Raw genomic sequence first — 18,879 nt, 5'->3', positions numbered from 1 at the left:
TCAGCTCCCGAGGACTCGGCGCGAGAAGCCGGAGGAGATCCCCGGGTCGCGCTGGAGGGCGAATTCGGCGAGGCGCGGGAAGCCGGCCTCGAACATCTCGCGCGTCATGCGCGCGTCCTTCGCCGGGTACAGTCGGCCGCCCGCGGCGAGCACCAGCGCGTCGAGGCGCTCGAACAGCGGCAGCGCGACGGGCGTGTTCGGGAAGTCGAGCGCGAAGCAGACCCCGGGCGCCGGGAAGCTCAGCAGCCCCGGCGACTCCAGCGCCCCGAAGGTCTTCAGCACGCCGAGGAAGGAGCCGGTGCCCGAGGCCGCGATCAGGGCGAGCATCTCGCGGGTCGTCTCGAGCGCCCCCTCCCACGGCACGGTGCTCTGGTACTGGTAGAAGCCGCGCGGACCGTACATCGTGTTCCAGCCCTCGATCGCGTCGAGCGGGTAGTTGAACTGCTCGTAGTGCTGCACGGAGCGGCGGGCGCGGGTCGCCTTCAGGCGGTAGTAGGCGCGGTTGAGCAGCGGCAGCGTGGCGCGGTTGACGACCGAGAGCGGGAAGGCGAAGGGCACCTTCAGCGAGCCCGGCCGGGTCTCCGGCAGCTCCGGGGCGGCCGTGCTGTCCGCGCGGGAGTAGACCCCCCGACGCCCGCCGCCCGTGGTGACGTCGATCCAGGCGACGGTGTGCTCGAAGACGTCCATCGACTCGTGCACGAGATCGAGGTACCCGTCGAGGGTCTGGAAGGGCACGTCCTCGCTGACGAGCCACGGCCCGGGGACGCGGGCGAGCTCGAGCTCGACCTCGACGATCAGCCCGGTGAGCCCGAGGCCGCCGATCGTCGCCTGGAACAGCTCGACGTTCTCGGTGGGCGTGCAGCGCGAGGACGACCCGTCGCTGCGCAGGAGCGTGAAGGAGCGCACGTGCCGGCCGATCGTGCCGGCGGAGGCGTGGTTCTTGCCGTGCACGTCGTTCGCGATCGCGCCGGCGAGGGTGACGTTCTTGGTCCCGGGAGTGACCGGCAGCATCCAGCCTCGCGGGGAGAAGACGGCCTGCACGTCGCGCAGCAGCACGCCCGGCTCGGCCCGCAGCACGCCGGTCTCGTCGTCGAAGGCCAGCAGGCGGTCGAAGCCGCTGAAGTCCCAGATGCGCCCGCCGCCGTTGAGCGCGACGTCGCCGTAGCTGCGGCCGAGCCCGTAGGCGATGCCGCTGTCGCCCGCGGCGAGCGCGGCCTGCGCCTGCTCGATGCTCGTGATCCGGGTGACGCGGTGCTCGTCGCGCGAGAGCAGGCCCCAGGAGGAGACGGGGGTGGTCATGCGGGCTCCTCTCGTGGGCCGGAGAACGTGACGTTCTTGTCGAGGTGGTACTTGGCGACGTAGCCGATGGCCAGGCCGATGACGGCGCCGGTGTAGCGGGCGAAGTCCGTGCCGAACAGATAGTCGAAGCCGAACTCGAAGCCCCAGAAGATCAGGGTCGTCACGCCGCTCATCACGCCGTAGAGGAGGAACGTCCTCAGCCCGTGCGCCGCATTCATCGTCTCGTGCTTGAAGATGAAGCGCTTGTCGAGCACGTACTTGGCGATCACCCCCGTCAGGGTGCCCGCGAGCACGGCGGCGATCGTGGCCCACTCCGCGTCGACGGCGAGCTCGACGAGCATCTGAGTGCCCAGATTCACCGCCGTTGCAAGGATCGCGAAGACGACGTACAGCGCGGCCGTCCGCATGCGCTTCCCTCCGTGGTGCTCCGGTCGTGAGCGCTGCGGATCCGGGCGGATGGAGCGCGTTCACCCCCGATTGTAGGTTGGGCCCGCGTCACCCCGATCCCGCCCGATCCGGCCGCTCCAGGCCCTGTTCCCCGAGAGGGAGACGTCGTGAACACCGCCCGCGCACTCGTCGCCGCCATGCGTCCGCGCCAGTGGCTGAAGAACGTCCTGGTGCTGGCCGCTCCGGTCGCCGCCGCGCGCATCCTCGAGCCCGAGATCCTCGTCGCGACCGTCATCGGGGTGATCGCGTTCAGCCTCGCCTCCTCCGGCGGCTACCTGCTGAACGACCTCCTCGACGTCGAGTCGGACCGAGTGCACCCGAAGAAGCGCTTCCGCGCGATCGCTTCCGGCGCGCTGCCGCTGAAGGTCGCCTGGCCGGCCGCGTTCGTGCTGATGATCGTGCCGGTGCTGGTCACCTTCCTCCTCGGCTTCACCTGGTTCGCGGCGACGCTCGCCGCCTACCTGGTGATGCAGATCTCGTACTGCCTCTGGCTCAAGCACGAGCCGGTGATCGACATCCTGATCGTGGCGGGCGGCTTCGTGCTCCGCGCGATCTCGGGCGCGGCCATCGCGGACATCCCGCTGACGCAGTGGTTCCTGCTCGCGGTGTCCTCGGGCTCGCTGTTCATGGTCGCGGGCAAGCGCTACTCCGAGAAGCTGCAGAGCGAGGGCAAGGAGGAGAGCCACACCCGCTCGACCCTCAAGGTCTACACGCCGGGGTACCTGCGCTTCATCTGGTCGGTCGCCGCGTCGCTGACGATGATCTCCTACGCGCTCTGGGCACTGTTCATCAACGGCGAGAACTCGCTCTGGTCGATGGCGTCGGTGGTGCCGTTCGGCGCGGCGCTGTTCCTCTACGCCCTCGACATCGAGCGCGGGCGGGCGTCGGCGCCGGAGGACATCGTGCTCGGCAACCTGCGGCTGCTGGTCTGCGGCGCGCTGTGGGCGGGGCTGTTCGTCGTCGCGATCATGACGCGGACGACCACGGGCTGAGGTCGCGGGTCGGGCCTCGTCCGGGTCCGCCGCTACGACGTCGATCCGCGCCGCAGCCGCAGCCGGGTCTCCTCGAGATCCAGCAGCGCCTGAGCCTGGCCGAGGATCCGCTGCGGGTAGGCGCGGCGGGAGCGGGCGTCGAGCAGGGCCTCGCGCTCGGCCGAGACGACGGCGAGCCGCAGCGCCCGGTAGAGGCGGTGCGGAGTGTCGGCGGTGTCGCGCTGGGAGCCGCGCGACCGCTCCCAGGCCGCCTCCGAGCGGAGGAAGGAGGTCTGGCGCACGCGCTCGAGCACGTCGGGGTCGACGTCGTCGACGCCCTCGACCACCTCGCCGGGCTTCTCGAGGACCGAAAGCCCCTTCTCCGTGATCTCGTCGAGCAGGCCCGCGAGCTCGCGCTGGTCCTCGAGCACGTCGACCCCGCGGATCCCGGTGGCGCGGATGAGCAGCGGCAGGGTGCTGCCCTGGATCAGCAGCGTCGACACCGCCACGGTGAAGGCGATCAGCACGAGCTGCGGGCGGTACGGGATGTCCTCCGGCAGCGACTGCGCGGCGGCGAGGGTCACCACTCCGCGCATGCCCGACCAGCCCAGCACGAGACCGCCGCGCCAGCCCAGGCCGTTGCTGCTGAAGTGGCGGTAGTCGGAGCGGCGCAGCTGGTAGCGGCGCTTGGCCCGGCCGAGCTCCTCGCGCGGCGGCCGCACGCCGTCCGTCGACTCGAGCAGCTCCTTCTGCTCGCGCGCCCGCCGCTCGGCCCGGCGGGTCTGCCAGCGCTCGCCGAGGAGCACCGGCCCGACCCAGGCGAAGCGGACCACGATCAGCCCGGCGGTGGCGACCAGCCCGATGCCGACCGCGGCGGGGATCGTCAGGGCGGCGCGGTCGGCGTCCTGGATCAGGCTGCGGATCTCGAGCCCGATCAGGAGGAACACGCCGTTCTCGAGGAGGAACTGCACGGTGCGCCAGTTGATGCGGTCGTTGACGCGCGACTGCGCGGTGAAGGCGCGGGAGGAGGCGTGCCCGGTGTGCAGGCCGGCGACGACGACGGCGAGCACGCCCGAGGCGCCCAGGGTCTCCGCAGGGATGAACGCGACGAACGGCACGACGAAGGAGACGACGGTGTTGAGCACCGGGTCCTCGAGGCGGGAGCGGACGAAGACCGTCACGATGCTGGCGACCAGGCCGACGACCACGGCGACCACCACGGCGTAGAGGAAGTCGCCGATCGCCGCCCACGGCGTCGCGAGGGTGCCGGCCGCGGCGGCCAGCGCCGAGCGCAGCAGCACCAGCGCCGTCGCGTCGTTGATCAGGCCCTCGCCCTCGAGCAGGGTGAGCAGCCGGGGCGGCAGGCCGAGGCGACGGCCCACGCTCGTGGCGGCGACCGCGTCGGGCGGGCTGATGATCGCGCCCACCGCGATGGCGAGCGGCAGGCCCAGCTCGGGCAGCAGGACGAAGAGCAGCGCGCCGATCCCGGCGGCCGAGATCAGCACGAGCACCACCGAGAGGCCGCTGATCGTGGCGATGTTCCGGCGGAAGTCGACGAACGGCACGCTGATCGCCGCGGCGTAGAGCAGCGGCGGAAGGACGCCGTCGAGCACCCACTCGTGCGGCACGACGACCTCGGGGACGCCGGGGAGGAAGGACAGTCCGACGCCGGCGAGCACCAGGGCGATGGGCGCGGCGACGCCGAGACGGCGGGCGAACGCGGCGACGCCGACCAGGACCGCGACGCCGATGACGGCGGCGATGCCGAGCTCCATCAGAGCGTCCTGCGGGCGGCGTCGGGCATCGGCGGTCTCGATTCGGGGAGGGGGAGGCGCCTGTCCGTGCGCGGGCGCTCGCGCGCGCGGTCGAGGCCGGACTGCGAGTCTGCGCTCGTGTCCGGCCTCGGCCTAGGGGGTTGCGGGTGGGCGCGCCGGTCGCTCCGGGCGCGGGGCGTGCACGGACATCAGCCAGGAGGCGGTCTCATCGCTGACGGGCGACGAGGGGCACTCCTGGCTGATGTTCTGCGCGCTTCCGGGCGGCGGGCGCGGTGCTGCCGCTCGTCAGCGCCGGTCGAGGACCCGGACGAGGCCGATCAGGAGGGCGATCGTGCCGAGCGCGGCGATCGCGATCGCGGCGGCTCCGGCCGGACCGAGCGAGAGCGCCCAGTCGACGACGGCGGTCCGCAGCCCGGCGTCGGCGGCGACGAGGAGCAGGAGGACGGCGACGACGGCCTGGACCAGTCCCCAGACGACCGCGCCGGCGCGGATCCTCGGCCGCTGAGCGGTCTCGGGGGCGGTGCTGGTCTGCGTGGTGGTGGTGCTCTGCGCGGTCATCGTCCTGCCTCCGTCGGGGTCGTGCTGTCGGTCCCGGTCGTGCTGCCGGTCCCGGTCGTGCTGTCGGTCCCGGTCGTGCTGCCGGGGTCTGTCGGGGTGGCGGGGTCCGTCGGGGCGCCGGTGTCCGTCGGGGCGCCGGTGTCCGTCGGGGCGCCGGTGTCCGTCGGGGTCGGGAGGTCGGTCGCGGCAGCGGTCGCCTCCGAGGTCGGCTCCGCGGTCGCCGTGCCGTCCGGGTCGAGTGCGGCGCCGCTGGTCGAGTCCTCGGCGGTCCGGTCGTAGACGGTGACTCCGCCGCGGCCCTGCGCGATCCGGACGACGACCGGCTCGGCGTCCGGGTCGCCGAAGGTCTGCGTCCAAGTGGCTCCGTCGCGGCTGTACTCGACGTCCTCCGGGTCGGACCCCACGTCACCGTCGGCGAAGGCGGTGGTCAGCCAGTAGTAGCCGTTCGCCGTGGACGCCTCGAGGCGGACCGCCGCTCCGGCCATCGGCATGACGGTGATGTTCCCGGCGCCCTGCCAGACGTCGATCACCTCCCCCGGAGCACCCAGCGACGGGTCGATCGTGATCTGCAGGTCGCCCGCCAGCATCGCGTAGCTGCCGGGAGTCGCGTTCGAGACGCCGTACGAGCTCAGGAGGGGCAGCAGCTGCCGCTCCGGCGGGACGAGCGACGCCGTCGAGGCCGTCAGCACCGTGACCACCGAGACCGCGATCAGGAGGATGGCGCGCCGGCGGAGCAGCCCGGCCGCCACGATCGCGAGTCCGAGCACCAGGGTCGCGACGCTGAAGCCGACAACGGTCGCGGTCGAGCCGGAGACGGTGAGCGACGCGATCGCGCCGGCGACGGCGGCCAGGCCGAGCACGAGCAGCGTGACGCTCCTCCGCAGCCGCGGGTTCGCCTCGCGGTGCAGCCGACGCCGCTCGAGGCGCGCCGCGGTGATCGCGGCGGCCCGCAGGCGCGACTCCTCCGCTCGGGCCCGGGCCGTCTCGCGGGCGGTCGCGCTCTCCTGGGCGCGGAACGCCTCCCGCTCGGCCTTCCACTCCTCCTGGCGCTCGCGCCACAGCGCGAGATCCTCGGGGGTGCTCGGCCGCGGCTCGGTCGGGCGCTGCGGAGGGAGGAGGGGAGCGCCGCTTGCGGGCTCGCCGGTGGGGGCGGGGTAGCCGGCGGCCGAGGCGCCGGGTCCCTCGGGGCTGCCGTACGGCGGCGGCGCCGGGTCGGTGCGGCCCGAGCGGCGGGCGATCCAGACCACGAAGACCACGATGAGCACCAGGACGACGACCGTCCAGAGGGCGCGGCCGGTGGCGGGCGCCCAGGGCACCGCCCCGGTGTACGCGCCGCCGAGCGACCAGAAGCCCTGCGCGACTGGGAGCATCGAGGCGAGCACCAGGGCGCCGATGCCGGCGTGGACGCGGGTCAGGCGACCGCGGAGCATCTCCTCGACCGGCAGCACGCCGTCCTCGTCGGGCAGCAGCAGCCAGGCCGCCGCGTAGAAGAGGAAGGCCGGGCCGCCGAGGACCGCGACCACGACGAAGATCCCGCGCACGATCAGCGGATCGATGCCGAGGCGATCGGCGATGCCGGAGCAGACGCCGCCCACCCAGCCGGGCCGGCGGGCGAGATCGAGGGAGCGCAGCCAGAGGAGGAAGCGGTTCTCGGAGGAGGGGCCGGGTGCGGAGGGGCCGGGTGCGGCGCCGGGGCCGGAGGTGCCGGTCCCGGGAGTGCCGTTCCCGGGATCGCCGGCTCCCGGCGTCGGGTCCGGAGCCGGTGGGTCGCCCGCCGTCTCCTGCGCCGGGTCCGGCGGGGTCGTGCTCGCTGCTGTCATGGCTCGAGTGTGACGCTCCTCCACAGGCGCCGACCATCGGGGGAACCCCTGATCCGACCCCGACTCCCGCCCCGGCGACCCCGACGACCTGTTTGGATGCAGGGGTGAGCACACCCACCCTCCCGAGCACCGCGGCGCACCCGCCGCGGCGTCGGCCGTCCCCGGGCCGATCGTCCGCGGGCCGGCCCGCCTCGGCCCGGCCTCCGCTGCGCCGCCCGCGCCGGATGGTCCTCGGCGGCGTGTGCGCGGCGCTCGCCGAGCACCTGGGCCTGCGCCCGGGGACGGTGCGCTTCCTCATGATCGTCGCGACGCTGCTGGGCGGCGGCGGCGCGCTGCTCTACCTGTGGCTGTGGGCGCTGGTGCCCCTGCGCGACGCGGGCCCGGACTCCGGTGCGCAGACCGGCGGTGTGCGGCGGTCCGTTCCGGTCGCGGTGCTGCTCGTCGGCGTCGCCGGGGCCGCGACGCTCTCGGTCGTGGTCGCACTGCGCGGGGGCGACGACGCCGACGTCACCCGGGCGCTCGCCGCCGTCGCGGTGCTCTCGGGCGGCGCCGTCGCCTGGAGTCTCGGACTCGACCGCGGCGATCCGTCGCGCTCGGCGCGCTCCTCCGCCCTGGTCCGCCTCGCCGCCTGCGCCGTGCTCGTCGTCGCCGGGGCCGCCGTGCTCACGGCCCGCCCGAGCGCGGTCAACGCGGTCCTCGCCGTCGGCGTCCTCCTGGTCGCCGCGGGCGTGCTCGCCGCGCCCCGGGTCGTCACGCTGTGGACCGAGCTGATGGGCGAGCGCGCGGCGCGGGTGCGCGAGGAGCAGCGCGCCGAGATCGCCGCGCACCTGCACGACTCCGTGCTGCAGACCCTCGCGCTGATCCAGAACCGGGCGGGCGCCTCGAGCGAGGTCGCCCGCATCGCCCGCGCGCAGGAGCGGGAGCTGCGCGACTGGCTCTTCGAGCGCGACGTCCCGGTCGCGAACGACCTGGCGGCCGAGATCCGCGCCATCGCCGCCGCGATCGAGCTCGACTGGCCGGCGACGCTCGAGGTCGTCGCGGTCGGGGCCTCGGTGCCGGGCGCCGCCCCCGTGCTCGCTGCGACCCGCGAGGCGATGCTCAACGCCGCTCGGCACGCCGGCGGCGAGGTCTCGGTCTACGTGGAGTCGTCGGCCACCGGGGTGGACGTGTTCGTGCGCGACCGCGGCCCCGGAGTCGACCTCGGCGCGCTCCCCGGCGACCGCCTCGGCATCCGCGAGTCGATCGTCGGCCGGATGGCGCGCGCCGGCGGCAGTGCGACCGTGCGGCCCGGAGCGGGCGGCTCGGGCACCGAGGTCCACCTGCGCCTGCCGGCGGGGGCCGAGCGGTGACCCGCGTCGTGCTGGTCGACGACCACTCCATCTTCCGCTCCGGCCTGCGCGCCGATCTCGCCCCCGAGCTCGACGTCGTGGGCGAGGCGGCCGACGTCGACTCCGCGGTCGCGCTGGTCGCGGCCGAGCGTCCGGACGTGGTGCTGCTCGACGTGCACCTGCCCGGCGGCGCGGGTGGCGGCGGTGCCGAGGTCCTGCGCCGCAGCGCCGCGCACCTCGACGCGGTGCGCTTCCTGGCGCTGAGCGTCTCGGACGCGGCGGAGGACGTCGTCGGCGTCATCCGCGCCGGCGCTCGCGGCTACATCACCAAGGCGAGCTCCGGCGCCGAGGTCAGCCGGGCGGTCCTCGCGGTGGCGGGCGGTGACGCCGTGTTCTCGCCGCGGTTGGCCGGCTTCGTCCTCGACGCGTTCGGCGCCCTCAGCGGTGAGCAGGCGGAGTCCGTCGACGAGCTCGACCGCCTCTCGGCCCGCGAGCGCGAGGTGATGCGCCTCATCGCCCGCGGCTACGCCTACAAGGAGGCCGCCGCCGAGCTCTTCATCTCGGTGAAGACCGTCGAGTCCCACGTCTCCGCAGTGCTCCGCAAGCTCCAGCTCTCCTCCCGCTACGAGCTGACCGCTTGGGCCTCGGCCCGCCGCCTCCTCTGAGCCTCCCGTCTGATCTGCAGGCGATCCGCTGTGGAAGGCGCCTTCCACAGCGAGGCGCGGAAGACAGACGCGCGGATCACCTGCAGATCGGACAACGGACGGCAGACGCCCCCGCGCCGGAAGCTAGAACGAGAGCAGTGGGAGGAACGGCAGCGCGGCCAGCGCCGCGAGCGTGCCGAGCGCCGCGCCCGCGAGCACGTCGGTCGGGAAGTGCATCCCGAGCACGATGCGTGACAGCAGCATCACCAGCACCACGAGGACGGCGAGCGGCCAGAGCGCGGGCAGCATCACCGCGAACACGATCGCCGCCGCGGTGGTCGAGGACGCGTGCGAGCTCGGGAAGCTGAGCTTGCTCGGCGCCGTCCCCCGCACCTCGACGCCCTCGCCGAGGGGCCGCGGCCGCCGGACGACGCGCTTGATCACGATCGACAGCCCGTGCGCCACGACGATCGCGACGTCGCAGAGCGCCCACGCCCAGAAGCGCGACGGATCGGCGAACGCACCGACCACGCCCAGCAGCAGCCAGCCCGCGGCGTGCTCGCCGAAGAAGCTGAGCCAGCGGGCGATCGGGCGCAGGGGCGGTGCCAGCGGCGAGCGCTGCACGGCGACGATGACCGCGGACTCGCGGCTCCGGAGGGTCGACATCGCGCTCAACCTAGCGCACCCCTCAGGCCCCCGTTGTGCAGGCGCCCGTCCGTTGTGCAGGTGTCCGACCGTTGTGCAGGCGACCGGGCGGCGGAAGACACTTTCCACCGCGTCGAGTGCGCCGCCGAGCGTCGGATCGCCTGCACAACGGACCTGCGTCCCCGCTCAGGCCTCGGGCTCGGCCTCCGTGGCGGCCGCGCGGCGGCGCGCACCCAGACCCAGTGCGGCCGCACCCGCGGTCAGCAGGGCGGCGGCGCCGGCGACGAGGCCCACGCTCTCGACACCGGTCGAGGCGAGTCCGCCGCCGCCGCCCACGGGCAGGGGGACGGGCGTGCCGGTCGGCGCGACGGTCGGAACCGCGGTCGGCCCGGCGGTCGGCCCGGCGGTCGGCCCGGCGGTGGGCGCGGCGGTCGGCACCGCGGTCGGTCCGGCCGTCGGAGTCGCCGTCGGCGCCGTGGTCGGCCCCGCGGTCGGCGTGGGCGTCGGCGTCACGAGCTGCGACGCCGGCAGGATCTGCACGATCGCCGGGCGCGGCGCCGCGACGGCACCCGCGGCGACGACTCCCGCAGAAGCGAAGTCCGGGAAGTACGAGCTCGGCGCCTCGAAGGTGCCCTCCTCGCCCGGGTGCTGGACGGCCACGAACACGTGCTGGTCCTGGTCGTGCACGATCGGCCCGCAGGTCTCGGCGTCGCGCGGGACCGAGAGGAACTGCTCCACCCGGCCGCGCTCGGCGCCCTCGAGCGCCACCTTGAAGAGGCCGTCGTTGTAGCCGATGCCGCTGGGGGCCCCGTCGGTCGAGATCCAGAGATTCCCGACGGAGTCGAAGGCGAGGTTGTCCGGGCAGGAGATCGGCGAGACCTGGTCGACCGGGAAGCCCGAGAAGTACACCGTGTCGCCCTGCGCGACGTCGCCGCACAGCATCAGCAGGTTCCAGGTGAAGGTGCGGCCGGTCTGGTCGCCGCCGTCCTCGATGATCTCGACGATGTGGCCGTCGCGGTTCTCGGTGCGCGGATTGACCTCGGTCGGCCCCTCCTTGCCCTCGGTGCCGCGGTTGGAGTTGTTGGTGCAGGCCACGTAGATCCGGCCGCTGACCAGGCTCGGCTGGACGTCCTCGCAGCGGTCCATCTTGGTCGCGCCGGCGATGTCGGCGGCCATGCGGGTGTGCACGAGCACCTCCTCGACGCTCATGCCGGCGATCATCGACGCGCCGTCGAGGACCAGGGGCAGCCAGGCGCCGATGCCGTCGAAGCCGCCGTCCGAGGGGACCGCGCCGGTGCCGGTGATCTCGGCGACGGGGGAGTCGCCGATGAAGCTCGCGACGAAGAGGTCGCCCTCCTCCAGCAGGGTCTTGTTGTGCGCGCGGTCGCCCTCGATGTAGCGCTTCTTCGAGACGAACTTGTAGAGGTAGTCGAAGCGCTCGTCGTCGCCCTGGTAGGCGACCACGCGGCCGTCGGGGGCGACGATGACGTTCGCGCCCTCGTGCTTGAGGCGGCCGAGCGCGGTGTGCTTCTTCGGGGTCGACTCCGGCTCGAAGGGGTCGAACTCGACGATCCAGCCGAAGCGGTTGGGCTCGTTCTCGTAGCCGGGCGTGCGGGCGTCGAAGCGCGGGTCGTCGAGCTCCCAGAGGCGGGCGGTCTCGGCGTCGGTGAGGCCGTAGCGCTTCTCGGCGTCGCTGGTCGCGGTCGCGCGGAAGTAGCCGTTGAAGTTCTCCTCGCCCGAGAGGATCGTGCCCCACGGCGTGGTGCCGCCGGAGCAGTTGCCGAGCGTGCCGAGGACGGAGCGTCCCGTCGGGTCGGCGGCGGTCTTCAGCAGCGCCGAGCCGGCCGCGGCGCCGGTGGCCTCGTAGGGGGTGTCCAGCAGGTAGCGGCGGTTGTGCTCGCCGCCCTGGACGTACGCCCAGGGGCGGTCGACGGCGGTGCGGACCAGCTCGACGACGCTGAGTCCGTGGGCGGCGCGGCCGACGGCGCGTACGCGCTCGGGCTCGGCCTCGAGCTGCGCGGCCGGGAACATGATCGACTCGTTCGTGTACTCGTGGTTCACGACCAGCAGGGCGCGCAGGCGCTTCGAGCCGGGGATCTCGACGATGTCGGTGTAGTCGTTGTTGTAGCCGAACTGCGCGGCCTGGGCCGACTCCGTCTGGTTCCGGATGTCGAAGGCGGGGCTGTCGGCGAAGAGCGGGTCGCCCCAGCGGATGATCGGCTGCCAGGCGAAGCCCTCGGGGACGGTGAACTCATCGACCGTGTACGGCACCGGGGCGATCGGGGTGAAGGCGAGCGGGGACCCGCCGACCGCGGCGCCGGCGACGGCGGCCTCCGCGGTGGGGGCGCCGCCGGCCGAGGCGACGGCGACGGTGACCGCGCCGGCCAGGCCCAGGCCGAGGGCGCTGCGGCGCGAGATCTGCCGGGCGACGATGTCGCGGAACGAGCTGTTGTGCGAGGTGTTGCAGGCGGCGGTCGAGCACGCGTTGGCGCACTTCAGGGCGCAGGTGACGGGGCTGCGCTTGCCGCGCACGTGCCCCGCCATGGGGAGGAGGAGCGGGCGGCGGGCGGTGTCGGTCATGCGAGGTCCTTCGATCGGCAGGCAGTGCGATCGAGTGGACCAGTGCGAGGGGACGCGCATCCCGCTCAGCGGAGGCCTCTCCCTGAACGGAATATGAACGTTCTCACAAGAAGGTGAGGCTATCCTTCGTCGCTCCGGCGGGCGTCCCGGGCGGCCAGCACCGCGCCGACGTTGTCCGCGATCCACTCGACCACCGGCAGCAGCCGCTCGGCCAGCTCGGCCCCGAGCGGGGTCAGCGCGTAGTCGACCCGCGGCGGGATGACGGCGTGCGCCTCCCGGTGCACGAAGCCGTCCTCCTCGAGGGTGCGGAGGGTCTGCGCCAGCATCTTCTCGCTGATGCCGCCGATCCGCCGCCGCAGCTCGCCCCAGCGCAGGCCGCGCTCGGCCAGGGCGGCGAGGACGAGCACGCCCCACTTGCTCGTGACGTGGCCGAAGACCTCGCGGCTCGGGCAGTCGGCGGAGTAGACGTCGCCGGTGAGGAGAGGGCTCTCGATGATGGTCACAGGAGTACTAACCAAATAGTGGGTACTGCATTCCGGGAAGTTCTGGCGGTGCGGCCCGGTTCCCCTCTCCGACGGCGCCCCACCCGCCGTCTCCCGAACGGAAGGACCACCCCCATGACCCTCGTCGTCACCGGAGCCACCGGCCACCTCGGCCGTCTCGCCGTCGAGCACCTGCTCGCCCGCGGCACCGCCGCCTCCGACATCGTCGCCACCGGCCGCGCCGCCGCCAAGCTCGAGGCGCTCGCCGCCGACCTCGGTGTCCGCACCGCCGTCGCCGACTTCGAGGACCCGGCCTCGCTCGACGCCGCCTTCTCCGGCGCCGAGGCCGTGCTGCTCGTCTCCGGCTCGGAGGTGGGCAAGCGCGTCGCGCAGCACACCGCCGCGATCGAGGCCGCCGCCCGCGCCGGCGCGCGCCTGGTCTACACGAGTGCGCCGAAGGCGACGACCAGCCCTCTGATCCTGGCCCCCGAGCACAAGGCGACGGAGGAGGCGATCGCCGCCGCGGGCCTCCCCGCCGTGATCCTCCGCAACGGCTGGTACAACGAGAACTACGCGCAGACCGTCGCCGAGCTCGCCTCGACCGGCACCACCCTCTCCAGCGCCGGCGACGGCCGCGTCTCCAGCGCTGCCCGCACCGACTACGCCGAGGCGGCCGCCGTCGCCCTGCTCGACGCCTCCCTCGTCGGCTCGGTGCACGAGCTCTCCGGCGACACCGCCTGGACCTTCGACGAGCTCGCCGCCCTCGTCGGCGAGGTCGCCGGCCGCGACGCCGCGATCACGCACGTCGACTCCGCCGAGCACACCCGCATCCTCACCGAGGCCGGCGTCCCCGAGGGCGGCGTCGGCTTCGTCGTCGGCCTCGACGCGAACATCGCCGACGGCCTCCTCGGCGAGACCGACGGCTCGCTCGCCCGCCTGATCGGCCGCCCGACCACCCCGATCCGCGCCTACGTCGAGGAGCAGCTCGCCGGCTGAGCCGCGTCCTGCGGCCGGTGGCTGACCTCCGGCTCGCGGAATCCGCTCCGGCTCGCCGGATCGTCCGGTTCTCGCGTGCCGGAGGCGCTCGCGCGTGCCGGAGCCGCTGACTGAAGCACCTCGGGCACGCAGAATCGGCTCCGGCTCGTCGAATCGGCCGGTTCCCGCGTGCCGGGGGCGGTTCGGCGAGCCGGACCCGCGCCCCGGGGCCGCGGTGTCCGACCCCCGACGTAGGCTTGACGCCATGACCTCGACGACGCCTCGCTCCGGTATCGACCTCTCCGAACTCGACCCGGCGACGCGTCCGCAGGACGACCTCTACCGCCACGTCAACGGGCTGTGGATCGACCGCACCGAGATCCCGAGCGACAAAGCGCGCTACGGCTCCTTCCACGTGCTCCAGGAGGAGGCGGAGAAGGCGGTCCGCGACATCATCGTCGAGGCGCAGTCCGCCCCGCAGGGCACCGAGGCGCGCATGTTCGGCGACCTCTACACCTCCTTCCTCGACGAGGCGCGCGCCGAGGAGCTCGGCGCCGCCCCGCTCGCCGACGACCTCGCGGCCGTGCAGCGCGTCGACTCGATCGCCGCGCTGCTGCAGGCCGTCGGCACCTTCGAGCGCGCAGGCGTCCCCGGCCTCTTCGGCCTCTTCGTCGACAACGACCCGGGCGACCCCGAGCGCTACCTCGTGTTCGTCAACCAGGGCGGCCTCGGCCTGCCCGACGAGAGCTACTACCGCGAGGAGGAGTTCGCCTCCGTCCGCGAGGCGTACCTGCCCTTCGTCGCCCGGATGCTCGGGTTCGCCGGCATCGACTCGCCGGAGTCGCGCGCCGAGCGCATCGTCGCGCTCGAGACCGACCTCGCCGCCGTGCACTGGGACAAGGTGCGCAGCCGCGACAGCCAGGCCACCTACAACCTCCGCTCCTGGGCCGAGGTCACCGAGCTCGCCGCCGGCATCGACCTCGACGTCTGGCTGACCGCGATGGGCGCGCCGGAGGGGGCGCTCGCCGAGGTCGTCGTGCGCCAGCCGAGCTTCCTCGAGGGGCTCGCCGGCCTGCTGACCGACGACCGCCTCCCCGCCTGGCGCGACTGGCTGTCCTGGCAGGTGATCCGCGGCGCCGCGGCGTACCTCTCCAGCGACTTCGTCGACGCCAACTTCGACTTCTACGGCCGCACGCTCACCGGCACGCCGCAGAAGCGCGAGCGCTGGAAGCGCGCCGTCTCGCTCGTCGAGGGCTCGCTCGGCGAGGCCGTCGGCCGGATCTACGTCGAGCGGCACTTCCCCGAGACGGCGAAGGCCGCGATGGACGTCCTCGTCGCGAACCTGATCGAGGCCTACCGCCGCTCGATCGTGGATCTCGAGTGGATGGGCGCCGACACCCGCGAGCGCGCGCTGGAGAAGCTCGCGAAGTTCACGCCGAAGATCGGCTACCCGGTCCGCTGGCGCGACTACTCCGCTCTCTCGATCGACCCGGCCGACCTGGTCGGCAACGCCCGCCGCGTCGCCGCCTTCGAGTTCGACCGCGAGCTCGGCAAGATCGGCAAGCCGCTGGACCGCGACGAGTGGTTCATGACGCCGCAGACCATCAACGCGTACTACAACCCCGGCTTCAACGAGATCGTCTTCCCCGCCGCGATCCTGCAGTTCCCCTTCTTCGACGAGTCCCGCGACGCCGCGGCCAACTACGGCGCGATCGGCGCGGTGATCGGCCACGAGATCGGCCACGGCTTCGACGACCAGGGCTCGCGCTTCGACGGCGACGGCCGCCTGACCGACTGGTGGACCGAGGACGACCGGGCCGCGTTCGAGGAGCGCACGAAGGCCCTCATCGCGCAGTACGACGCCCTCGCTCCCGCGACGACGCCCGGCCACCACGTCAACGGCGCGCTCACCATCGGCGAGAACATCGGCGACCTCGGCGGTCTCGGCATCGCGTGGAAGGCCTACCTGCTCTCGCTCGACGGCGAGGAGTCGCCCGTGATCGACGGCCTGACCGGCGCGCAGCGCTTCTTCCTCTCCTGGGCGCAGGCCTGGCAGCAGAAGGCGCGCGACGAGGAGACGATCCGCCTGCTCGCCATCGACCCGCACTCGCCGTCGGAGTTCCGCTGCAACCAGATCGTCCGGAACCTGGACGAGTTCTACGCTACTTTTGACGTCACCGAAGGCGACTCCCTCTGGCTCCCGCCGAGCGAGCGCGTCGCCATCTGGTAGTCGCCGCCGACTGCCGTCCCGCACCACGGGCGAGCGGCGGGCATCGAGAGCCGACCGATGCCTTCCGCGCCGTCCGTCCACCGACGCGTCGTCGCGGTGGACCCCGCTCCTCCCCTCCGCACCGACCGTTCCACCGACCCGGAGAGAGGCCGCAGCCGTGGTGATCCCCGCCCACGAGACCCGTCGCGAGAGTCGTCGCGCCCGCCGCGGCCGCCACAAGGGCGACTACGACCACGACGACTTCCAGCGCGGCTTCGACGCGCTCGGCCGGCTCGCCCTGGACGGCGTCGTGGTGTCGGCCCGCGCGGTCGACCTCGGCACCGGCCGCGCCCTCTTCGCGGTCGACGACTCCGTCTCCATGCCGACGGCGTCCGTCGGCACGATCGTGCTCCTGGTCGAGGTCGCGGCGCGGCTCGCCACCGACCCGCAGGAGAACCTGCGCCTCGTCGACCGCACCGCCGCCGACGCCGTCACCGGCACGGGGATCTGGCAGCACCTGCAGATCCCGTCGATGCCGATCGCGGATCTCGCCGCCCTCGTCGGCGCGACCAGCGACAACCTGGCCACCAACGTCCTCCTGCGCCGGGTCGGACTCGACGCCGTCCGCGAGCGGGCCGAGGCGCTCGGCCTCTCGCGCACCGCTCTGCTCGACGTCGTCCGCGACGAGCGCGGTCCGGACGACGCTCCGCAGCTCTCCATCGGCTCGGCCAGCGAGCTGACCTGGCTGCTCGCGACCCTCGCGAACGGCGAGGTCGTCGACCCCGCGGTCAGCTCGCGCGTCATCGGCTGGCTCTCGCTGAACAGCGACCTGTCGATGGTCGCCTCCGCCTTCGGCCTCGACGCGCTCTCGCACCGGCAGCCCGACCACGGCGTCCTGCTCGTCAACCGGACCGGCACCGACGTGGGCGTCCGCGCCGAGGTCGGCGTGCTCCGCGGCCCGCGCGCCGGCGTCGCCTACGCCGTCATCACGCAGTTCGACGACTCGAGCCTGCGCTACCGCCTCGCGGTGCTCGACGGCATGCGCACGCTGGGCGTCGACCTGCTGGAGTACGTGCACTGACGGTCGCAGCGGCCGCGTGCTTCCGCTCGCTCCCCTGCGGTCCGCGCTCGCCGACCTCCGGCTCGTGGAACATCGTCCGGCTGCCGGAATCGCGCGATCCCGCGTGCCGAGGTCGGATCCGCGTGCCGAAGGTTCTCGCAGTGGGCGGCGTCGTCAAGCAGGTGACCGGGCCCGGAGGCGCGACCTAGGCTGCCCGCAGCGGCGCCGCCTCCCGGTGCGCCGCGGAGAGGACACCATGAGCAGCTTCGGCTTCGACGCCCCCGAGGACGTCACCGACACCACCCGTCCCGACGCCGACTCCCTGCCGGTCCCCCCGGAGGACCCGGCCGAGGTCGACGACACGGAGGCGACCGGAGAGGCGACCGACGAGGGAGCCGACTCCCGTCTCGACGACGATGCGCGCCTCGACGACGACCAGGACCCGCCGGAGCACCCCTTCGTCCCCTCGCCCAGCTGAGCGACGGACCGGGCTCCGGCCCGGCGCGTGCACAACTGAGGCTGGAAGGGCCGGATCGGTCCGAAAACACGATCCGCCGCTGCCGGCCTGAGCTGTGCACACGCTCGACGGCTGACGTCGCTGCGGGCGGCCAGTGACGAGGCGGCCGACCCTCGTCAGCCGCGGAACGCCCCGCGGTGGCGCGCCGCCGGGTGCCGCGGGTTCAGCCGCGCGGCGCCGGTCAGCCGCTCGCGCAGCCCGCCGGGCGCGTACTCCGAGCGGGCGAGGCCGCGCGCCCGCAGCACCGGCATCACCTCGTCGACGAACTCGACGTAGCTGTCGGGCAGCGTCCAGTGCGCGAGGTTGATGCCGTCGACGCCCGCGTCGCGCAGCTCCGACAGCCGGTCGGCGATCTGCTCGGGCGTCCCGACGACGCGCTGGTGCCGGCCGACGGTGAGTCGCGCCAGGTCCGCGACGGTCGCGTCCCGGTCGGGCAGCAGCCGGATCATCGACTCGAGCGTGCTGCGATTCCCGTTGGTGACGATGTCGCGCAGCCTCGTCTCGGGCGGGAAGGGCGTCCCGTCGGCCTGGTCGACGCTCAGCCCCGCGTGCAGCAGGTGGGCGTCGACGCTGCTGTACTCGTCGAGCTCGGCCTCGCGCTCCCGGGCCTCGCGCTCGGTGCTGCCCACGATCACCGACAGGGGTGAGAAGAACAGCACGTCGTCGCCCCGGCGCCCCGCCGCCTCCGTGAGCGCCCGCGTCGAGGCGATCAGCTCGCGGGTCTGCTCCGTCGTCGAGCCGCCGACGAACTGCGCCTCCGCGTGCCGGGCCGCGAAGGCCCGCCCTGCGGGGGAGGAGCCGGCCTGGAAGAGGAACGGCGTGCGCTGGGGCGACGGCGCCGAGAGGTGCGGGCCCTCGACCCGGTAGCTCGCGCCGGCGTGGTCGATGCGGTGCACCGACTCCGGACGGGAGTACGCGCCGGCCTGGTCGCGGACCGAGGCGTCGTCGTCCCACGACCCTTCCCACAGCTTGTAGACGACGTCGAGGTACTCCTCGGCCTGCGCGTAGCGGTCGTCGTGCTCGGTCAGGCGGTCGAGGCCGAAGTTGCGGGCCGCGTTCTCCTGGTAGCTGGTGACGATGTTCCAGGCGACCCGGCCCTTCGAGAGGTGGTCGAGCGTCGACATCCGCCGCGCGAACTCGAACGGGTGCGCCTGCAGGATCGAGCTCGTCATCGCCAGTCCCAGGTGCTCGGTCGAGCCGATCAGCGCGGCGAGCAGGATCGACGGGTCGTTGTTCGGCAGCTGCAGTCCCTCGCGCGCGTTCACCTCGAGCGGAGCGCCGACCGCCCCGTAGGTGCCCACGACGTCCGCGAAGAAGATCGCGTCGAACACCCCGCGCTCGAGCGTCCTCGCGACCTCGATCCAGTGCCCCAGGTCCTCGAACGCGCCGGGCCGCGCCCCGGGCCGCCGCCACTGGCCGTGGTGGATGTGCGACGGCGTGTTCATCACGAACGCGTTGAAGAGCAGCGGGCGGGGATCGGTCATGCGGGTGCTCCTGAGGACGCGGGTGCGGACGTCGGTCTCGTGCGAGGCGATCGTACGGTGAGCGCGCCGGGCACGACGCGAGCGG

General features: G+C 73.5%; 16 protein-coding genes. 7 read left to right on the top strand and 9 right to left on the bottom strand.

The window, feature by feature from the left end; all coding sequences use genetic code 11:
- Positions 1–1,299: an FAD-binding oxidoreductase gene (locus tag MT350_RS00595; protein ID WP_243599373.1), complete on the bottom strand. Its 1,299-nt coding sequence runs from the start codon at positions 1,297–1,299 to the stop codon at positions 1–3.
- On the bottom strand, positions 1,296–1,706 hold the full coding sequence (locus MT350_RS00590; RefSeq protein WP_123447196.1) for a GtrA family protein: 411 nt from the start codon (positions 1,704–1,706) through the stop codon (positions 1,296–1,298). Before MT350_RS00590 ends, MT350_RS00595 begins: the two co-directional genes overlap by 4 nt.
- Positions 1,707–1,853: 147 nt before the next feature.
- Here MT350_RS00590 and MT350_RS00585 point away from each other — a divergent pair, with 147 nt between their 5' ends.
- Entirely contained in the window at positions 1,854–2,738 is an 885-nt protein-coding gene (locus MT350_RS00585) for a decaprenyl-phosphate phosphoribosyltransferase (RefSeq protein WP_123447195.1), read from the top strand.
- Between the two features lie 32 nt (positions 2,739–2,770).
- Here MT350_RS00585 and MT350_RS00580 read toward each other — a convergent pair whose 3' ends face one another.
- The 3 genes from MT350_RS00580 to MT350_RS00570 form a co-directional block, all read right to left on the bottom strand.
- A complete protein-coding gene (locus tag MT350_RS00580) occupies positions 2,771–4,492 on the bottom strand; it encodes a sodium:proton antiporter (RefSeq protein WP_243599372.1) in 1,722 nt (573 codons plus the stop codon).
- A gap of 285 nt (positions 4,493–4,777) precedes the next feature.
- A complete protein-coding gene (locus tag MT350_RS00575) occupies positions 4,778–5,050 on the bottom strand; it encodes a hypothetical protein (RefSeq protein WP_243599371.1) in 273 nt (90 codons plus the stop codon).
- Positions 5,047–6,870, bottom strand: coding sequence for a PspC domain-containing protein (locus tag MT350_RS00570; protein WP_243615231.1), 1,824 nt, complete (start codon positions 6,868–6,870; stop codon positions 5,047–5,049). The genes MT350_RS00575 and MT350_RS00570 overlap by 4 nt, the downstream gene beginning before the upstream one ends.
- Positions 6,871–6,974: 104 nt before the next feature.
- On the opposite strand from MT350_RS00570, the gene MT350_RS00565 reads away from it, so the two are divergent.
- Both MT350_RS00565 and MT350_RS00560 read left to right on the top strand, forming a co-directional pair.
- Positions 6,975–8,219: an ATP-binding protein gene (locus MT350_RS00565; protein ID WP_243599369.1), complete on the top strand. Its 1,245-nt coding sequence runs from the start codon at positions 6,975–6,977 to the stop codon at positions 8,217–8,219.
- Positions 8,216–8,863 (top strand): response regulator transcription factor, encoded by a 648-nt coding sequence (locus tag MT350_RS00560; RefSeq protein WP_123447181.1) that lies wholly within the window; start codon positions 8,216–8,218, stop codon positions 8,861–8,863. Before MT350_RS00565 ends, MT350_RS00560 begins: the two co-directional genes overlap by 4 nt.
- Positions 8,864–8,986: 123 nt before the next feature.
- Here MT350_RS00560 and MT350_RS00555 read toward each other — a convergent pair whose 3' ends face one another.
- The 3 genes from MT350_RS00555 to MT350_RS00545 all read right to left on the bottom strand — a co-directional run bounded on the left by MT350_RS00555 (position 8,987) and on the right by MT350_RS00545 (position 12,570).
- Positions 8,987–9,508, bottom strand: a complete 522-nt coding sequence (locus MT350_RS00555) for a phosphatase PAP2 family protein (protein ID WP_123447180.1) — start codon at positions 9,506–9,508, stop codon at positions 8,987–8,989.
- A 165-nt stretch (positions 9,509–9,673) separates the two neighbouring features.
- Positions 9,674–12,067, bottom strand: a complete 2,394-nt coding sequence (locus MT350_RS00550) for an alkaline phosphatase PhoX (RefSeq protein WP_374206624.1) — start codon at positions 12,065–12,067, stop codon at positions 9,674–9,676.
- Positions 12,068–12,186: 119 nt separating this feature from the next.
- Positions 12,187–12,570 carry a helix-turn-helix domain-containing protein gene (locus MT350_RS00545; protein ID WP_243581413.1) on the bottom strand — a complete coding sequence of 128 codons (384 nt, stop codon included), beginning with the start codon at positions 12,568–12,570 and terminating at the stop codon, positions 12,187–12,189.
- Between the two features lie 114 nt (positions 12,571–12,684).
- Between MT350_RS00545 and MT350_RS00540 the strand changes: the two genes are divergently transcribed.
- From MT350_RS00540 to MT350_RS00525, 4 genes are all read left to right on the top strand, one after another.
- Positions 12,685–13,545, top strand: coding sequence for an NmrA family NAD(P)-binding protein (locus MT350_RS00540; RefSeq protein WP_243599367.1), 861 nt, complete (start codon positions 12,685–12,687; stop codon positions 13,543–13,545).
- A 244-nt stretch (positions 13,546–13,789) separates the two neighbouring features.
- Positions 13,790–15,754: a M13 family metallopeptidase gene (locus MT350_RS00535; protein ID WP_243599366.1), complete on the top strand. Its 1,965-nt coding sequence runs from the start codon at positions 13,790–13,792 to the stop codon at positions 15,752–15,754.
- Between the two features lie 157 nt (positions 15,755–15,911).
- Positions 15,912–16,814 carry a serine hydrolase gene (locus MT350_RS00530; RefSeq protein WP_123447174.1) on the top strand — a complete coding sequence of 301 codons (903 nt, stop codon included), beginning with the start codon at positions 15,912–15,914 and terminating at the stop codon, positions 16,812–16,814.
- Between the two features lie 235 nt (positions 16,815–17,049).
- A complete protein-coding gene (locus tag MT350_RS00525; protein ID WP_123706052.1) occupies positions 17,050–17,271 on the top strand; it encodes a hypothetical protein in 222 nt (73 codons plus the stop codon).
- A 155-nt stretch (positions 17,272–17,426) separates the two neighbouring features.
- Here MT350_RS00525 and MT350_RS00520 read toward each other — a convergent pair whose 3' ends face one another.
- Complete coding sequence (locus MT350_RS00520; protein WP_243599365.1) at positions 17,427–18,794, bottom strand: NtaA/DmoA family FMN-dependent monooxygenase; 1,368 nt, start codon at positions 18,792–18,794, stop codon at positions 17,427–17,429.
- Between the last annotated feature and the right edge of the window lie 85 nt (positions 18,795–18,879).

The sequence above is a fragment of the Rathayibacter sp. VKM Ac-2928 genome (assembly GCF_022815545.1).
GTDB classification, from domain to species: domain Bacteria; phylum Actinomycetota; class Actinomycetes; order Actinomycetales; family Microbacteriaceae; genus Rathayibacter; species Rathayibacter festucae.
This window is presented reverse-complemented; position numbering and strand designations above follow the sequence as displayed.